The organism is Arthrobacter sp. Leaf234 (assembly GCF_001422665.1).
In the GTDB taxonomy this organism is placed as follows: domain Bacteria; phylum Actinomycetota; class Actinomycetes; order Actinomycetales; family Micrococcaceae; genus Arthrobacter_D.
In genome coordinates this window covers 57,675-73,610 of record NZ_LMLU01000009.1, presented here as the reverse complement: position 1 = coordinate 73,610, position 15,936 = coordinate 57,675, and the positions used below count along the sequence as shown (strand labels likewise).

At 68.9% G+C, this 15,936-nt stretch carries 16 protein-coding genes; 14 read left to right on the top strand and 2 right to left on the bottom strand.

Annotated elements, in window-relative coordinates:
* The first annotated feature begins 1 nt into the window (after position 1).
* The 3 genes from prmC to ASF21_RS14820 all read left to right on the top strand — a co-directional run bounded on the left by prmC (position 2) and on the right by ASF21_RS14820 (position 2,769).
* The gene (gene prmC / locus ASF21_RS14830) at positions 2 to 901 is read left to right on the top strand and encodes a peptide chain release factor N(5)-glutamine methyltransferase (protein WP_082471620.1); all 900 of its coding nucleotides are present in this window, start codon (positions 2 to 4) and stop codon (positions 899 to 901) included.
* On the top strand, positions 898 to 1,947 hold the full coding sequence (locus tag ASF21_RS14825; protein WP_082471619.1) for a glycosyltransferase: 1,050 nt from the start codon (positions 898 to 900) through the stop codon (positions 1,945 to 1,947). The genes prmC and ASF21_RS14825 overlap by 4 nt, the downstream gene beginning before the upstream one ends.
* 114 nt (positions 1,948 to 2,061) lie before the next feature.
* The gene (locus tag ASF21_RS14820; RefSeq protein ID WP_055773014.1) at positions 2,062 to 2,769 is read left to right on the top strand and encodes an L-threonylcarbamoyladenylate synthase; all 708 of its coding nucleotides are present in this window, start codon (positions 2,062 to 2,064) and stop codon (positions 2,767 to 2,769) included.
* Between the two features lie 41 nt (positions 2,770 to 2,810).
* Here ASF21_RS14820 and ASF21_RS14815 read toward each other — a convergent pair whose 3' ends face one another.
* Together ASF21_RS14815 and ASF21_RS14810 are read right to left on the bottom strand one after the other, a co-directional pair.
* Entirely contained in the window at positions 2,811 to 3,743 is a 933-nt protein-coding gene (locus ASF21_RS14815) for an NAD-dependent epimerase/dehydratase family protein (RefSeq protein WP_055773011.1), read from the bottom strand.
* Positions 3,740 to 4,714: a glycosyltransferase gene (locus tag ASF21_RS14810; RefSeq protein ID WP_162237556.1), complete on the bottom strand. Its 975-nt coding sequence runs from the start codon at positions 4,712 to 4,714 to the stop codon at positions 3,740 to 3,742. The genes ASF21_RS14815 and ASF21_RS14810 overlap by 4 nt, the downstream gene beginning before the upstream one ends.
* 202 nt (positions 4,715 to 4,916) lie before the next feature.
* On the opposite strand from ASF21_RS14810, the gene ASF21_RS14805 reads away from it, so the two are divergent.
* From ASF21_RS14805 to atpD, 11 genes are all read left to right on the top strand, one after another.
* Positions 4,917 to 6,902, top strand: coding sequence for a polysaccharide biosynthesis protein (locus ASF21_RS14805; RefSeq protein WP_082471618.1), 1,986 nt, complete (start codon positions 4,917 to 4,919; stop codon positions 6,900 to 6,902).
* Positions 6,899 to 7,921, top strand: a complete 1,023-nt coding sequence (locus tag ASF21_RS14800; protein WP_055773005.1) for an MraY family glycosyltransferase — start codon at positions 6,899 to 6,901, stop codon at positions 7,919 to 7,921. The genes ASF21_RS14805 and ASF21_RS14800 overlap by 4 nt, the downstream gene beginning before the upstream one ends.
* A gap of 261 nt (positions 7,922 to 8,182) precedes the next feature.
* Positions 8,183 to 8,740 (top strand): hypothetical protein, encoded by a 558-nt coding sequence (locus ASF21_RS14795; RefSeq protein ID WP_200914848.1) that lies wholly within the window; start codon positions 8,183 to 8,185, stop codon positions 8,738 to 8,740.
* 1 nt (position 8,741) lies between these two features.
* Positions 8,742 to 9,059 (top strand): AtpZ/AtpI family protein, encoded by a 318-nt coding sequence (locus ASF21_RS14790; RefSeq protein ID WP_235499024.1) that lies wholly within the window; start codon positions 8,742 to 8,744, stop codon positions 9,057 to 9,059.
* Positions 9,060 to 9,141: 82 nt separating this feature from the next.
* Positions 9,142 to 9,963 carry a F0F1 ATP synthase subunit A gene (atpB, locus tag ASF21_RS14785; protein WP_055773003.1) on the top strand — a complete coding sequence of 274 codons (822 nt, stop codon included), beginning with the start codon at positions 9,142 to 9,144 and terminating at the stop codon, positions 9,961 to 9,963.
* A 75-nt stretch (positions 9,964 to 10,038) separates the two neighbouring features.
* Positions 10,039 to 10,254 (top strand): ATP synthase F0 subunit C, encoded by a 216-nt coding sequence (locus ASF21_RS14780; protein WP_019481292.1) that lies wholly within the window; start codon positions 10,039 to 10,041, stop codon positions 10,252 to 10,254.
* 50 nt (positions 10,255 to 10,304) lie between these two features.
* Complete coding sequence (locus ASF21_RS14775) at positions 10,305 to 10,856, top strand: F0F1 ATP synthase subunit B (RefSeq protein ID WP_055772999.1); 552 nt, start codon at positions 10,305 to 10,307, stop codon at positions 10,854 to 10,856.
* Positions 10,856 to 11,668: a F0F1 ATP synthase subunit delta gene (locus ASF21_RS14770; RefSeq protein WP_055772997.1), complete on the top strand. Its 813-nt coding sequence runs from the start codon at positions 10,856 to 10,858 to the stop codon at positions 11,666 to 11,668. The genes ASF21_RS14775 and ASF21_RS14770 overlap by 1 nt, the downstream gene beginning before the upstream one ends.
* Before the next feature lie 94 nt (positions 11,669 to 11,762).
* The gene (gene atpA / locus ASF21_RS14765) at positions 11,763 to 13,397 is read left to right on the top strand and encodes a F0F1 ATP synthase subunit alpha (RefSeq protein WP_055772994.1); all 1,635 of its coding nucleotides are present in this window, start codon (positions 11,763 to 11,765) and stop codon (positions 13,395 to 13,397) included.
* Positions 13,398 to 13,489: 92 nt separating this feature from the next.
* Entirely contained in the window at positions 13,490 to 14,383 is an 894-nt protein-coding gene (locus tag ASF21_RS14760; protein ID WP_055772991.1) for a F0F1 ATP synthase subunit gamma, read from the top strand.
* 86 nt (positions 14,384 to 14,469) lie between these two features.
* Positions 14,470 to 15,933 carry a F0F1 ATP synthase subunit beta gene (gene atpD, locus ASF21_RS14755; RefSeq protein WP_055772988.1) on the top strand — a complete coding sequence of 488 codons (1,464 nt, stop codon included), beginning with the start codon at positions 14,470 to 14,472 and terminating at the stop codon, positions 15,931 to 15,933.
* The last annotated feature ends 3 nt before the right edge of the window (positions 15,934 to 15,936 follow it).

Here is a 15,936-nt window from a genome sequence, read left to right as displayed (position 1 = left end):
CGTGGAGGACGCCCTGCGTGCGGCGGAGGAACGGCTGCGGGCGGCGGGCGTGCCGAGTCCCCGGGTCGACGCCGAGCTCCTGGCAGCCCACCTGCTCGGGGTGTCCCGCGGCCGGCTCCGATCGATGGCACTGATCGGCGCTCCGGCGCCGGAGGGACTGGACGCCCTCGTCGACGAGCGCGCGCGCCGTGTCCCGCTGCAGCACCTCACCGGCGCTGCATCCTTCCGGCGGATCGAGCTGTCGGTCGGCCCGGGAGTCTTCATCCCGCGTCCCGAGACCGAATCAGTGGCGCAGCTCGTGATCGACCGGGCGGGCACGCTGGCGGCTCCCAGGATCGTGGACCTGGGCACCGGCTCCGGGGCGATCGCCGCGTCGGTCGCGGACGAGGTGCCCGGCGCCGAGGTCTACGCCGTCGAACTGAGCGACCTCGCGATCGCCTGGGCCCGCGCGAACCTCGAGCCCTACGGGGTCCGCCTCGTCCAGGGTGACCTCGCGACGGCGCTGCCCGAGGAGAACGGCACCTTCGACATCGTCGTGTCGAACCCGCCGTACATCCCGGCCGACGCCGTGCCCACCGAACCCGAGGTGGCCGAGCACGATCCGCAGATGGCGCTGTACGGCGGGGGAGCCGACGGACTCCGGCTGCCGCGGGCCGCGGCGGCCTCGGCCGCCCGCCTGCTCAGGGCGGGCGGGTACTTCGTCATGGAGCACGCCGAGGTGCAGGCGCCCTGGGTCGCCGCGTTCCTCGCGGAGGCCGGCGTGTGGGCGGACGTCACCACGCACCAGGACCTCGGCGGGCGCGACCGTGCCACCAGCGCCGTCCTGGGGCAGCTCCGCGTGGACGGGACATCGACGTCGGAAGCCGACGTCGCGGACACAGCCTCAGGAGGCGGACGATGACGGAGCAGACGGAGCAGACGGATCACCCGGACCAGCCGGATCAGCCGGATCAGCCGGATCAGCCGGTGCACGGCGGAGCCGCGGATGCCATCGAGGCCTCGGATCGAACCGCGGAGGGGACGGGGCAGCTCACCGGGCAGCTCACCGGGCAGCTCGCCGACACCGTCGCCGTCGCCGCAGTCACCTACGACCGCCACGAGGAACTCGCCCAGCTCCTGCAGGCGCTCGCCCGGCAGACCGCACCGATCAGGACGGTCGCCCTCGTCGACTCCGGCACGCGTCCTGCCACCGACGTCGTGGAGGCTGCCGGCGGCTCCATCCACTACCTGCGCTCGGAGGCGAACCTCGGCGGGGCCGGCGGCTTCGCCTTCGCGATCCTCGCGGCCATCGCGAGCGGCGCGCGGTGGATCTGGCTCATGGACGACGACGGGCATCCGGAGGACGAGCGCTGCCTCGCCGAACTGCTGCGCGCGGCCCACGAGCACGACCTCGACATCGTGAGCCCGCTGGTCGCCGCGACCGACGATCCGACGCGGCTGTCCTTCAACTTCCGCATCGGCGGCCTGCTGACCAATGACCGTGCAACCCTCGAGCCGCTCGGTTTCCTGCCCGACATGGTGCACTTCTTCAACGGCGCCCTGATCCGCACCGAGGTCTTCTCGACCATCGGACTGCCGGACATGAAGTTCTTCATCCGCGGGGACGAGGTCGACTTCCTGGCCCGTGTGCGGAAGGCGGGACTGAAGTTCGGGACCCTCGCCACCGTCGCGGTCCGTCACCCGGCCACCTGGTCGGAGATGAAGCCGATCTTCGGCGGCTTCATCACCCCCGTGATCCCGGTGGGGGAGTTCAAGCGTGCCTCCTACTTCCGCAACCGTGCCTACCTGGCACGGAAGTACCGGAACCTCCGGTGGTTCGGCGCCGACATGATCGGCTTCCCCTACTACTTCCTCACGCAGCGTGACCTCACGGGCCTGAGGTCCTGGTTCGCCGCCTACTCGGCCGGCTTCCGCGGCCGGGGCTTCGGGCCCCCGCCGTCGGCCTGATCGACGAGGCGCGTGCACCGCGGGCCGACGCCTCGACCCGATCGACCCCATCGACCCCTCCCACCCGATACCCCGACTCCGGCGTGCACCGCCGGCGAATGGAGAGATTACCCGGTGACCACCAGCTACGACTGCTCCGATCCCGCCCAGCGCCGTGAAGGCCTCGCGGCCGCGCAGCGCGCCGTCTCGCTGAAGCAGTGCGTCGTCCTGCCCACCGACACCGTGTACGGCATCGGGGCGGACGCCTTCTCGCCCCAGGCCGTCGCCACGCTGCTGGCCTCGAAGGGGCGCGGGCGCACCATGCCGCCGCCGGTCCTCATCCCCCGCCTCCAGACGCTCGACGGCCTCGCCACCGACGTCCACCCGGACGCGCGGAAGCTCGCCGAGACGTTCTGGCCCGGCGGACTGACCCTCATCTGCCATGCCCAGCCCTCCCTGACGTGGGACCTGGGGGACACCCTCGGTACGGTGGCGCTCAGGGTGCCCGACGACGAGATCGCCCTCGAGCTGCTGATGCTCACCGGTCCGCTGGCCGTGTCGTCCGCCAACAGGACCGGGCAACCGGCGGCGACGACGGCGGCCGAGGCCGCCGACCAGTTGGCCGCCTCGGTCGCGGTGTACCTCGACGGAGGTCCGAGAAGCGAGGGCGGCGGCACGGGCTCGACCATCGTCGACGCCACGGGGGAGGCCCTGCGCGTGGTCCGCCAGGGGACACTTCCGCTGGAGCGGCTTCGGGAGATCGTTCCGGGGATCATCGGCGTCGACGGCGACGCAGGTCCAAGCAGGGACGACGGCGACGGCACGGTCGCCGCCGACAGCTGAGCCCTCCTCGGCCATCCCGCCCCGGGGCGCCGCCCGGACGCCTACCGCTGGTCGGGCAGCGCTGCCGCTCCGAGGACATCCCTCACCCGGGGCGCGGGCGCCAGCCCTTCGGCAGCGGCCCAGCCCGCCACCTGGTCCTGTCCGAACCACATGAGCTCGACGCGACGGACATGGCCGTCCAGCCTCCCGCCGAGGAGCCGCGACGTGGCGAAGCCCCCGCTGACGACAGTCCTGCACAGCCACGCCGGCAGGACACGCGGTCTTCCGCCCGCGGCCTCGAGGACCGATCGTACGGACAGTCCCTCCCACGGTTGCAGGACGACGGCGGGCACCTCGCCGGAGTGACGCCCCACGGCGATCACGAGGTCCGCGAGCGCGCCCACCGAGGTGACGGGCGAGGCGGCGGTACCGGGTGCCGCCACCGACGCCAGCGGTGAACGGGCGAGGCGCGCCAGTGCCGCCGTCGTGGGCCGCCCTGCTCCCTGGACGGAGGTGGCGCGGACCGTGACGACCGCCAGGCCGCCCGGGTCCAGCAGGGCCAGGGCCTGCTCGCCGAGCGCCTTGCTGCGGGAGTACGGGGAGAAGGGCTGGACGCCGCCGGATTCGTCCAGTAGCGGCGTGCGTCCCTGGACCGCAGCGCTGCTGAGGTGGACGAGGCGGCGGACACCCGCGGCGCCGGCCGCCCTGGCGAGGACGGCCGGAAGCAACGCGTTCGCACCCCTCAGCCCGGCACTGTCCTCGGCGGACGGCGTCGCGAGTCCGGCCGCGTTGACGACGACGTCGTGACCCGCCATGAGCCCGGTCAGTGCAGTGACGTCACTGCGGCGCGCTTCCGCGAGGACCGCCTCCGGGGTGTCCGCCGTCGTCCGGAGCCGGGGCGCAGGAGCGCTGCGGGTCTCGATGCCCGCTGCGCGGGCCGCACCGAGGATCTCGTGGCCGACGAAGCCGGAGCCGCCGATGACCAGCCAGCTCATCCTGGGCCACCCGTGCCGGTGGAGCCCGCCGGCGACGGCTCGGGACGCCAGCTCCGGTCCCGCAGGATCACGCGCGCAGCCCGCCAGCCACGCCACACGGCGGACAGCCCGGACACGGAGTGCTCGACCGCCAGGAGGCGGAAGATCTCCTTCCCCGCGGAGAGGAGGGTGCCCAGCCCGAAGCCGAGGCGGGAGTACCGGCCGTGGAGCTGGAGGTAGCGCGCGAGGTGCCCGCGGTTGCGCATGCCGCAGAACCGGGACAGGTCGCTCGAGTCGTTGAGGTGACGCACGCCGAGGTCGATCTGCCGCTGCGCCCGCGTCTTCCGGAGGACGAACGCATCGACGTAGGCGACCGGGTGGTGCCGCGAGATCAGCCACCCGTAGGTGGTGTCGTCCCCGTTGAGGAAGAACCGTGCGTCGGGCAGACCGGTCTCCCGCACGGTGTCGGCCGCGACGAGCATCCCCTCGAAGCAGCCCACGTTCGTGTGGAACACCGGGGAGGTGGCGAAGACGTCCCCGCGGACCGGCAGATGGACGCCGAGCCGCTCGTGGAGCTGGTGCTGCCAGAAGAAGGGTCGCCCGGCGTGGTCGAGGCGACGACCGTGGATGCAGGAGTAGCGGTCCATCCAGGGCCGGAAGGACGCGAGGGCATCAGGGAGGACGACGACGTCGTCGTCCATCAGCCAGAGCCAGTCGGCGCCTGCCTCGAGCCCGCGGGCCACGCCGGCCGCGAAGCCGCCCGCACCCCCGACGTTCGCCGGCAGTCGCAGCACGACGACCGGCACGGCGAGGTCGAGGTCCGCGAGGACCCCTGCGGTGTCGTCGGTGCTGGCGTTGTCCACGACGACGACCCCCGCCGGGGCGGGGTCCAGGGCTGCGATGGAGTCGAGGAGATCCCTCAGGAAGGACGCCCGGTTGTACGTCGTGATGACGATGAACACGCGGGGGGAGCCGGCGTCAGGGGCGTGCAAACTGCTCCTTCCGGGCCGCGCCAGGGCGGTGCGCGACGGGCCTGGTACAGGCCGTGCAGTTAGTATTCTCGGGTAGTAGCAGTCTATTACACCGTGTTCCAGCTGCTGCCGGACCGGCCCGCCCGTCACCACCGGCGGGCCCGGAGACGGCAGGTCCGACGGTGGGAACGCGGTCCCGGCCTGCAAGACATCGTTAGGAATCATGGGACTCAACGAAGGACGGGCCGCGGCCCGGACATCCGGCTCCACCGCCGTCGGGTCGAGCGGCGACAAACCCGCCATCTGGCTGTGGTCGCAGTACCTGCTGGACGCCGCCGCCTGGATCGTCGCGATCCTCCTGGCCCTCATCCTGAGGTACGAGCTGCTCGTGAAGGAGGTCAATGTCCCCGGTATCGCGGCCTTCTGCGCGGTCGCGGTCCTGGCACAGCTGGTCGTCGGACTGAGCTTCGCGCTCTACCGGGGCAGGTACAGCTTCGGCAGCTTCCACGAGGCGAAGCTCCTCGTCATCGTCGCGGTGCTGGTCGGCGTCATCCTCGTCCTCGTCAGCGTCGCCTTCTTCACCGTCATCGAGGTCCCGCGCAGCATCGGCATCATCGCCTTCCCGTTCGCCTGCATGTTCCTCGCAGCGACCCGGTACCTCAAGCGGATGTACGTGGAGAGCAAGGCCAAGCCGGGCGAGGATGCGCAGCGGACGCTCATCTACGGTGCCGGTTTCCTCGGCAACTCCCTGGTGGTCCGCATGATGCAGGACCCCGGATCGCCCTACTTCCCCGTCGGCCTGATCGACGACGATCCCGCCAAGAAGCACCTCCGCCTCTCCTCGGTGCCGGTCCTCGGACGGATCGACGATCTGCGCGAGGTCGTGGCGAGGACGCAGGCCTCGCTCCTGGTCATCGCCTTCGCCGGGGTCGAGGCAGCCCAGGTGCGTCGCGTCTCCGACCTCGTCGCGGGCCTCGGCATCAAGGTGCTCGTCCTCCCGCCGCTGCGCGACATGCTGGGTGCCTCGGGCCCGGCCATCGCCGACTTCCGTGAGGTCGCGGTCGAGGACCTCATCGGACGCCGTCCGGTGGACATCCACCCGGACGAGGTGGCCGGCTACATCACCGGCAAGCGCGTGCTCGTGACGGGAGCGGGCGGCTCGATCGGCTCCGAGCTGTGCCGCCAGCTGTCCGCGTTCGCCCCGGCCGAGCTGATCATGCTCGACCGTGACGAGACGGGCCTCCAGTCCACGCAGATCTCCCTCACGGGACGGGGACTGCTGACCGGCCGCGACACCGTCCTCGCGGACATCCGGGACGCGGACGCACTGCTGGACATCTTCGAGGACCGCAAGCCGCAGGTCGTCTTCCACGCCGCGGCACTCAAGCACGTCTCCCTCCTCGAGCAGTACCCGGAGGAGGCCTGGAAGACGAACGTGCAGGGCTCGCTGAACGTGCTGCGGGCGTCCGCCTCGGTGGGGGTGACGAACTTCGTGAACATCTCGACGGACAAGGCCGCGGACCCCACCAGCGTCCTCGGCCACTCCAAGCGCGTCGCCGAGAAGCTCACGTCCCACCACGCCCAGCGGACCGGGCAGCAGTACGTCTCCGTCAGGTTCGGCAACGTGATCGGCAGCCGCGGCTCCATGCTGCCGCTGTTCACGGAGCAGATCCGCACCGGCGGTCCCATCACCGTGACGGACCCGGAGGTGACGCGCTTCTTCATGACCATCCCCGAGGCATGCCAGCTCGTGGTGCAGGCCGGTGCCATCGGCAGGGGCGGGGAGGTCCTGATCCTCGACATGGGGGAGGCGGTCCGGATCCTCGACGTCGCCCAGCGCATGATCGCGATGTCCGGCAAGGACATCGACATCGTCTTCACCGGGCTGCGCCCCGGCGAGAAGATGCACGAGGACCTCATGGGCGTCGGCGAGGACGACTCGCGCCCGCTGCATCCGAAGATCTCGCACACCTCCGTCGTGGCCCTCGACCCGCAGCAGCTGGACCTGCAGGCGTGGAAGGCCGAGGGCGGCTTCGGCCACGATCACCGCAGCATCGCCTCCCTCGATGCGGCGACGGAGCTGGAGGCTCCCGCAGGATCGGCGCCGGACGGTCCGACGCGGTCCGACGACCGCGGTCACGACGCACGTTCCGCGGCATCCCGTCCGTCCGCGTCCTCCACCTCGGGGTCCGGCGGGACGACGCCATGACCACGCTGCTGGTCGTGATCGGCCTGATCGCGCTCGTCCTCTCGCTCCTGTTGCCCTTCGCCGTCAGGCCGCTGCTCCGGCGGCTCGGCGTGATCGACATCCCGAACACCCGCTCCTCGCACAGCACGGTCGTCCTGCGCGGCATGGGCCTCGCGGTCTCGCTCGCGATCCTCGTGGCCCTCGCCCTCTCGCTCGCGACGGGCCTCGTCGCCGTCGACCGGTCGCTGATCCTGGTGATCCTCGTGCTGGTGGCCGCGGCGTCCGCCCTGGGGTGGATCGAGGACTTCCGCGGACTGTCCGTCCGGGTCAGGCTGGCGACCCAGCTGCTCATCGGTGCGGTCGGTACCGCCGCCCTGGCGACGACGATCGACGACAGCAGCTACTGGTGGATCCCGGTCGGCGCCGTCGCGGTCGCCACCTACATCAACGCAGCCAATTTCATGGACGGCATCAACGGCATCTCCGGTATGCACGGCCTCGTGGTCGGCCTCTTCTATGCCTGGGCCGGCGTGCTGTCGGACCAGCTCTGGCTCACCGTCGCCGGACTCGTGGTGGCGGCGGCCTTCGCGGGGTTCCTGCCCTGGAACCTCGGCCGCGGGTTCGTCTTCCTCGGCGACGTCGGCAGCTATCTGCTCGGCGCCTCCATCGCGGCGATCGCCGTGACCGGCCTGCTCGCAGGGGTGTACCTGGAATACCTGCTCTCGCCGGTCCTCATCTACCTCGCCGACACCTTCACCACGTTCCTCCGGCGCGCGCGGCGCGGCGAACGCCTCTCGACGGCGCACCGCCAGCACGTCTACCAGCGACTCACGGACACGGGACTCTCCCACGTACAGGTCTCCGTCCTCGTCTCCGTGCTGTCCGCCCTGACCGGAGCAGCGGGCTTCGTGCTCGCCACGGCACCCGCGCCGCTCGCGGTGTCGGCGTCCCTGTTCGCCGCCGCCGTCGTCGCCGTGTACCTCTACTCGCCGCGGATCTTCCGCGCCGCGGCCCGCCGACGGGTCGCTGCGGGCGCCTGATCGCAGGCACTGTGGCGGGGGAGGCGGGAGCCCAGGAAGCCGTGAAGGGCCGGGGGCGGCGGATCGCCGGGGACGTCCGGTGGGGCGGCGGGAGCCGGTGCCGGAGGCCGGACGGCAGAGGGGGCGCAGCGCGGGTACGGTAGAATTCCATGCGCCGGGCGCGGTGATTATCCGTCCCGCCGATCCGGTACAGCCCTCCCGACGCCGTCGGTGGAGGACCAGCAGGGCGCCGGACGGCGCAGCCGACAGAGCGGACATGACGTGCCACGACCGGATGAGCCGGCCACAGGACCCGACCAGGCCCACATCGTGCCGGCATCGGGAGCGACGGCGTCACCCTGGCTCGGGATCCTGGCACGGAGCGCCGGGGCCGGGGGAGCGATCGCCGTGGGCCTGGCCGTCGTCGCGACCGTGGCGACGTCGCCCGCAGCCGGTCTCAGCGTCCTCTCCGGAGCGGCGCTCGTCGTCGCCTTCTTCGGTATCAGCCTCCTGATCGGCCACTATGCGGGCCGCACCAATCCGTCCGGGGCACTCGGCCTCTTCGCCGTCACCTACGCCATCAAGGTCGTGGGGTTCGCCGCCGTGCTGTTCTTCCTGGGAACGCCGGGATGGCTGGACCGCACCTGGTTCTTCAGCGGGGCACTCGCCACCGTCATCGCCTGGCAGGTCGCCGAGGTCATCGCCTTCTCGCGCCTCCGTACCCCCCTGTACGGCGACGGCGAGGAGCCCCGGACCCAGCCCGGGCACGTCCCCGCGCAGCCGCCTGTAGAGGGGCCGGCCGACGCCCGGCCCACCCCGCACGGACCGGAAGGACACTGACATGCCGATGACAGGACCGGAAGCTGGCGGTGGCCCCGGCACGCCGCGCGGAAGCGGCGACGCCCGCTATTCCAACGGCGGCTACAACGCCGGGATGGCCGTCTTCAGCTACATCATTGGCGGGATCCTGGTGTGGAGTTTGATAGGCTGGTGGCTGGATAATCTCCTCGACACGCGCTGGTTGGTGCTGGCGGGAGCGTTCTTAGGTGCAGCGGGCGGTTTCTACCTCTCCCACATGCACAACCTCACCCGGGACCATACGCCGAATCCGCAGAGCGGATCCCGGCCGACGCCCGATGCCGGTACAGGACCCGAGTGACTCCCCATAACTCAACGAGTCGGACCAGTCACGCGGCCGAACAGATCTTGCCCAACGATGGACACTGCAGAGAGGAAACGCGTTGATCGCGCTTGCGCTCCCGGCCGCAACTACCGAAGAGGGATTCGTAGCCCCGACTATCGATGACACCCACTACCGGGACATCCTGCCCTGGGGTGGGGAATACGGCGTCCTCCTCGAGGGCGGCTTCGGGAAGCAGATGCTGCTGACCATCCTCTCGGTGGTCCTCATCGCCGCCTTCTTCCTCGTCGCCTCGAGGCGGAACCAGCTGGTGCCCGGCAAGCTGCAGTTCCTGGGGGAGTCCGCCTACGGATTCGTCCGGAACTCCATCGGCAAGGACATCATCGGCGGCAAGGAATTCCTGAAGTACGTGCCGTGGCTTTTCACCGCGTTCTTCTTCGTGCTGGTGAACAACATCTTCGGCGCGGTTCCCTTCCTGCAGCTGCCGACGTTCTCCCACCCCGGCAGCGCCTACGGCATCGCCGCCATCTTCTTCTTCCTCTGGGTCGGCATCGGCCTGAAGAGGCACGGTATCCGCTACTTCAAGCTGGCCGTGGTCCCCTCGGGTGTCCCCTGGTACATCCTGCTGATCGTGGTGCCGATCGAGATCATCTCGAACTTCATCGTCCGGCCGGTCACGCACTCGCTCCGACTCTTCGCCACCATGCTCGCGGGCCACCTGATCGTGACCCTCGCGGGTTCGGCCATCGAGTACATGGTCATGACGGGCAACATCCTGCTGCAGGGAACCAGCGTCCTGGTCCTCGTCGGATCCGTCGCGATGTACATGCTCGAAGCACTGATCATGATCCTGCAGGCCTACGTCTTCACGCTGCTGGCCGCGATCTACATCGAAGGCGCACTGCACGCCGACGCCCACTGATTCACACATGTCTTCCCCGTCGGGGATGATCCCAAACAACCTGTCGCATCAAGGCGGCATCTTGAAAGGAACACAATGGAAGTACAGGGTAGCCTCAACCTCGTTGGATACGGTCTCTCCGCAATCGGCGGTGGTATCGGTGTGGGTCTCGTCTTCGCGGCCTACATCAATGGCGTGGCTCGCCAGCCTGAGGCACAGCGTGTCCTCCAGCCCATCGCCTTCCTCGGCCTGGCACTGACCGAAGCCCTCGCGATCCTGGGCCTCGTCTTCGCCTTCGTCATCGGCGCCTGACACAGCCGTCCTGACCGACCGAAGACCAGTTGAAGAAAGACGGGTGAAAAATGCTTAACGCAGCGATTATGGCGGCGGAAGAGGGCTCCAATCCTCTGATCCCGAACCTATGGGAACTGCTGGTGACCGTTGTCGGCTTCGCCGTCCTGCTGTTCATCGTCTTCAAGTACGTCATGCCGGCGTTCGAGAAGACGTTCGCAGAGCGCACCGAGGCGATCGAAGGCGGTATCGCCAAGGCGGAGGCCGCACAGGCCGAAGCCAACGCGGCCCTCGACGAGTACAAGCAGCAGCTTGTCGACGCACGCACCGAGGCCAACCGCATCCGTGAGGAAGCACGTGCCGAAGGTGCGCAGATCCTCGCGGACCTGAAGGAGAAGGCGGCTGCGGAGTCGGCTCGTATCACCGAGCAGGCCCACGTCCAGATCGAGGCCGAGCGTCAGGCCGCCGTGGTCTCGCTCCGCGCCGAGGTCGGCACGCTGGCGACCGATCTGGCGAGCCGTATCGTCGGTGAATCCCTCGCCGACGACGCCCGCTCCGGGCGCGTCGTCGATCGCTTCCTCGCCGATCTCGAGACCTCGTCGAGCGCAGGTGCATCGCAGTAATGGCCGGAGTATCGAGCGTCTCCCTGGCAACGGTCCGTGAAGGACTCGAGTCCCGCCTGGCGGGCGCGAACCTCGCGCTGGCCGAGGACCTGTTCGGCGTCCTGGCGATCCTTGACAGCAACGCAGGCCTCCGCCGGGCGCTGACGGATCCGTCCCGCACCGGGAAGGACAAGGCCGTGCTCGTCGATCAGCTGATCGCCGGACGCGTGTCCTCGGAGGCGGCCGGTGTCGTGCGCGACCTCGTCGGTGAGCGCTGGGCCAATGCCCGTGACATCGGTGATGCGCTGGAGACCCTGGCGGCCACCGTGGTGATCTCGGTCGCCGAGCAGGGAAGCGGCGTCGAGGGTCTGGAGCAACTCGAGAACGAGCTGTACTCCTTCATCCAGGTCGTCGCTTCGGACCACGCCCTGCAGAGGGCTCTCTCCGAGGCGCAGGCGTCGTCGGAGTCGAAGGTCACCCTCGGCCTGAAGCTCGTGCCGTCGGCAGGGCCTGCGAGCCGCCTGCTCATCACGCAGGCCGTCCGGTCGCCGCGCGGACTCAAGCCCGCTGCGCTGGTCGAGCGGTTCCTGGAACTGGTCGCGGCGCGCCAGCAGCGCTGGATCGCCGATGTCAGCGTCACCCGTCCGCTGTCGGCGAGCCAGTTCGAGCGCCTCGAGGCAGGGCTCAATGCCATGTACGGCCGCCAGTTGAAGGTCAACGTGAAGGTCGATCCGGCCCTCATCGGTGGCGTCCGCGTCAGCGTCGGTGACGAGATGGTCGATTCGACCGTCGTCACACGCCTGTCGGAGCTTCGCCGGAAGCTGGCGGGATAGGCGTTCGCGCCCCGTTCCGTGCCACACACACTGAATCACCCATCGGTCGCCACGCATCCTGCGGTGACCACAACACAGGAGAGCAGGGACTGAGATGGCCGAATTGACCATCAACGCCGAAGACGTCCGTAGTGCGTTGAACGACTTTGCGGCGTCCTACGAGCCCGGGAACGCGGAGCGCGTCGAAGTCGGCCGCGTGACCACCGCCAGCGACGGCATTGCCCGTGTCGAGGGGCTTCCCTCGGTCATGGCCAATGAGCTGCTGCGGTTCGAGGACGGCACGCTCGGACTCGCCCAGAACCTCGACACCCGCGAGATCGGTGTCGTCGTCCTCGGTGACTACAACGGCATCGAAGAAGGCCAGGAAGTGCACCGCACGGGCGAGATCCTCTCGGTTCCCGTGGGCGATGCCTTCCTCGGTCGCGTCGTCGACCCGCTGGGTCAGCCCATCGACGACCTCGGCGAGATCGTCTCCGAGGGGCGCCGTGCCCTGGAGACCCAGGCTCCCGGTGTCACGCAGCGCAAGTCGGTGCACGAGCCCATGCAGACCGGGCTCAAGGCCATCGACGCCATGATCCCCATCGGTCGCGGGCAGCGCCAGCTGATCATCGGTGACCGCCAGACCGGCAAGACCGCGATCGCGGTGGACACCATCATCAACCAGAAGGCCAACTGGGCCTCCGGTGACGTGAACAAGCAGGTCCGCTGCATCTATGTCGCGATCGGCCAGAAGGCGTCCACCATCGCCGCCGTCCGCCAGACCCTCGAGGACAAGGGCGCCCTGGAGTACACGACCATCGTCGCGTCTCCTGCGTCCGACCCCGCAGGCTTCAAGTACCTGGCGCCCTATGCCGGGTCCGCCATCGGACAGCACTGGATGTACGGCGGCAAGCACGTCCTCATCGTGTTCGACGACCTGTCCAAGCAGGCCGAGGCCTACCGCGCCGTGTCGCTGCTGCTGCGCCGTCCGCCGGGACGCGAAGCCTACCCGGGCGACGTGTTCTACCTGCACTCCCGTCTGCTCGAGCGCTGTGCCAAGCTCTCCGACGAGCTCGGTGCCGGTTCGATGACGGGTCTCCCGCTCATCGAGACGAAGGCGAACGACGTCTCGGCGTACATCCCGACCAACGTCATCTCGATCACCGACGGCCAGATCTTCCTGCAGTCGGACCTCTTCAACGCCAACCAGCGTCCCGCCGTGGACGTCGGCGTGTCGGTGTCCCGCGTGGGTGGCGCCGCGCAGGTGAAGTCGATGAAGAAGGTCTCGGGCACCTTGAAGCTGGACCTCGCCCAGTACCGCGACATGCAGGCCTTCGCGATGTTCGCGTCGGACCTCGATGCCGCGTCGCGCCAGCAGCTGACGCGTGGTGCACGCCTGATGGAACTGCTCAAGCAGGGCCAGTACTCGCCGATGCCGGTCGAGCAGCAGGTCGTGTCCATCTGGGCCGGCACCAACGGTTACCTGGATGACGTCCCCGTCGAGGACATCAACCGCTTCGAGACGGAGTTCCTGGAGCACCTCGGCCACAAGTCGCAGATCCTCACGACGCTGGCCCAGACGGGCAAGCTCGAGGATTCGACGGCGGAGGAGCTGAAGACGCAGATCACCGACTTCAAGCAGGGCTTCTTCGGTGCCGGGGCCAACGGCTTCGGGGTCGGCAGCGAGCAGCACGAGGCGATCGACGCCGATTCGGTCGAGCAGGAAAAGATCGTCAGGCAGAAGCGCTAGAGGATCTGCTGCCGGGAGGGGCACCGCCCCTCCCGGCCTGCAGGACCCTGGCCTGAACGCTTCCCTCGGGGGGAGCGGAGGAAAGGACAAGAATGGGAGCCCAGATCCGGGTCTACCGCCAGAAGATCGCGTCGACGACGTCCACGCGGAAGATCTTCAAGGCGATGGAGCTGATCGCGACTTCTCGCATCGGCAAGGCACGCACGCGTGTCGCCGCGGCTCTGCCGTACGCCAATGCGATCACCCGCGCCGTGTCGGCCGTTTCGTCGCAGTCGGAAATCGACCACCCCCTCACGACCGAGCGCGGCGAGGTCAGGCGTGCAGCAGTCCTGGTCCTCACGTCCGATCGCGGCCTGGCGGGTTCGTACTCCGCGAGTGCGCTCAAGCAGGCCGAAGGCCTGTTCGAGACACTGCGGAGCGAAGGCAAGGACGTCAAGGCCTATCTGATCGGACGCAAGGCGCAGTCCTACTTCGACTTCCGCGGCCGCGGCTACGAGAAGGTCTGGACGGGGAACACCGATGCTCCCGAGTTCGAGACCGCCCGGGAGGTCGGAGCGGCTCTGCTGTCCTCCTTCCTGGAGGACTACGAGGACGGCGGCGTGGAGGAGATCCACGTGGTCTACACGAAGTTCCGCTCGATGGTGGTGCAGGAGCCGTCGGTCATGCGCCTGCTCCCGCTCGAAGTGGTCGACGAGCAGGTCACGCAGGAGGGCGACCTCCTGCCCCTCTACGAGTACGAGCCCGAGCCCGAGCAGGTGCTCGACGCACTGCTGCCGCGCTACATCGAATCGCGGATCTTCGCGGCGATGCTGCAGGCAGCAGCCAGCGAGCTCGCCGCCCGCCAGCGGGCGATGAAGTCCGCGGGTGACAACGCCACCGAGCTGATCAAGAAGTACACCCGGTTGCGGAACACCGCACGCCAGGCCGAGATCACCCAGGAGCTCTCCGAGATCGTGGCCGGCGCGGACGCGCTGAACGCCTCCTGACATCCTCCCCGCCCGGGCCCCGCAGGGGCGCCGGGTGGCACAGCTAGACTTAGTTCCACGCCATCTACGTAAATGAAGTGAGAGAGATGACTGCCCAGACTGTTGAACACGGTACGGACTCAGTTGCCCCCGGCGCCACCGGCCGTATTGCACGTGTCATCGGCCCGGTTGTCGACGTCGAGTTCCCGGCCGACGCAATCCCCGCAATGTACAACGCCCTCACCACCGAGATCACGCTCAACGGTGAGACCCGCCTGATCACCTTCGAGACGTCGCAGCACCTCGGCGACAACCTCGTGCGTGCCATCTCGCTGCAGGCGACCGACGGACTCGTCCGCGGCACCGTGGTGCAGGACACCGGCGCGGCGATCTCCGTGCCGGTGGGCGACGGCGTCAAGGGCCACATCTTCAACGTCCTGGGCAAGCCGCTCGACGTCGAGGAATCGGCGCTCGAGATCACCGAGCGCTGGCCCATCCACCGCAAGGCGCCGAGCTTCGCGTCTCTCGAGGGCTCCACGGAGATGCTCGAGACCGGTATCAAGGTCATCGACCTGCTCACCCCGTACATCAAGGGTGGCAAGATCGGTCTCTTCGGCGGTGCCGGCGTCGGCAAGACCGTCCTCATCCAGGAGATGATCACGCGTGTCGCCCGGAACTTCGGTGGCACCTCGGTCTTCGCCGGTGTCGGCGAGCGCACCCGTGAGGGCAACGACCTCTGGGTCGAGATGGAGGAGGCGGGCGTCCTCAAGGACACCGCCCTCGTGTTCGGCCAGATGGACGAGCCGCCCGGAACGCGCCTCCGCGTGGCACTGTCCGCACTGACCATGGCGGAGTACTTCCGCGATGTGCAGAACCAGGACGTGCTGCTCTTCATCGACAACATCTTCCGCTTCACCCAGGCGGGCTCCGAGGTCTCGACCCTGCTGGGTCGCATGCCGTCGGCCGTGGGGTACCAGCCGAACCTCGCCGACGAGATGGGTCTCCTGCAGGAGCGCATCACCTCGACGAAGGGTCACTCGATCACGTCCATGCAGGCCATCTACGTGCCTGCGGACGACTACACCGACCCGGCGCCGGCGACCACCTTCGCGCACCTCGATGCGACCACCGAGCTCTCCCGCGAGATCGCGTCCCGTGGCCTCTACCCGGCCGTGGACCCGCTCGCGTCGACCTCACGCATCCTGGACCCGCAGTACATCGGCCACGACCACTACAACACGGCCGTCCGCGTCAAGCAGATCCTCCAGAAGAACAAGGAACTGCAGGACATCATCGCGATCCTCGGTATCGACGAGCTCAGCGAGGAGGACAAGGTGATCGTCGCGCGTGCACGCCGCATCCAGCAGTTCCTCTCGCAGAACACCTACACCGCCAAGCAGTTCACCGGTGTCGAGGGTTCGACCGTCTCCATCAAGGACACCATCGAAGGCTTCTCGGCCATCTGCAACGGCGACCTCGACCACATCGCGGAGCAGGCGTTCTTCAACGTCGGCGGCCTCGACGACGTCGAGCGCCAGTGGGCCAAGATCCAAGAGCAGACCGGTAAGTAGCGC

Excerpts from the sequence above, each read along its gene's own strand:
- ASF21_RS14825 (WP_082471619.1), top strand. The coding sequence starts at position 898 with ATGACGGAGCAGACGGAGCAGACGGATCACCCGGACCAGCCGGATCAG.
- atpD (WP_055772988.1), top strand. The coding sequence starts at position 14,470 with ATGACTGCCCAGACTGTTGAACACGGTACGGACTCAGTTGCCCCCGGC.
- ASF21_RS14775 (WP_055772999.1), top strand. The coding sequence starts at position 10,305 with ATGCTTAACGCAGCGATTATGGCGGCGGAAGAGGGCTCCAATCCTCTG.
- atpA (WP_055772994.1), top strand. The coding sequence starts at position 11,763 with ATGGCCGAATTGACCATCAACGCCGAAGACGTCCGTAGTGCGTTGAAC.
- ASF21_RS14780 (WP_019481292.1), top strand. The coding sequence starts at position 10,039 with ATGGAAGTACAGGGTAGCCTCAACCTCGTTGGATACGGTCTCTCCGCA.
- ASF21_RS14760 (WP_055772991.1), top strand. The coding sequence starts at position 13,490 with ATGGGAGCCCAGATCCGGGTCTACCGCCAGAAGATCGCGTCGACGACG.
- ASF21_RS14800 (WP_055773005.1), top strand. The coding sequence starts at position 6,899 with ATGACCACGCTGCTGGTCGTGATCGGCCTGATCGCGCTCGTCCTCTCG.
- ASF21_RS14805 (WP_082471618.1), top strand. The coding sequence starts at position 4,917 with ATGGGACTCAACGAAGGACGGGCCGCGGCCCGGACATCCGGCTCCACC.
- ASF21_RS14815 (WP_055773011.1), bottom strand. The coding sequence starts at position 3,743 with ATGAGCTGGCTGGTCATCGGCGGCTCCGGCTTCGTCGGCCACGAGATC.
- ASF21_RS14770 (WP_055772997.1), top strand. The coding sequence starts at position 10,856 with ATGGCCGGAGTATCGAGCGTCTCCCTGGCAACGGTCCGTGAAGGACTC.
- ASF21_RS14790 (WP_235499024.1), top strand. The coding sequence starts at position 8,742 with ATGCCGATGACAGGACCGGAAGCTGGCGGTGGCCCCGGCACGCCGCGC.